Annotated in this window: 1 protein-coding gene; it reads right to left on the bottom strand. The window is 37.8% G+C overall.

Annotated features, from left to right (window positions below):
• The coding region (gene ampE, locus AAEZ03_RS27995) for a regulatory signaling modulator protein AmpE (protein ID WP_350583189.1) at positions 1-236 on the bottom strand (236 nt) is incomplete at its 3' end.
• Between the last annotated feature and the right edge of the window lie 23 nt (positions 237-259).

The raw sequence follows: 259 nt of genomic DNA, 5'->3' as shown, positions 1-259 counted from the left end.
ACCCAAAATAACAAACTCAATAAATCAAAAAATATACCATCGAGTAGAAAACTGATCACAAACACCAATAAAGCCGGCAGCACAATCGCCATCGCAACGCTAAATGCTGATTTAAGTGATTGGCTATCCCAAAACTGTTTTTGGTAACGCGTCATAACGCTATCGAACTGCCAACCACTTGGCAGCAGCTTCAAACGTTCAACTAAAATTGCCACTAATAATGAAAATAACGCCATGAATATCCTTTTTACTTCTATTC

The organism is Pseudomonas sp. HY2-MNA-CIBAN-0224, assembly GCF_040310285.1.
GTDB lineage: Bacteria > Pseudomonadota > Gammaproteobacteria > Pseudomonadales > Pseudomonadaceae > Aquipseudomonas > Aquipseudomonas helleri.
The sequence above is the reverse complement of the archived record's forward strand: the minus strand, read 5'-3'. Positions and strand labels throughout refer to the sequence as shown.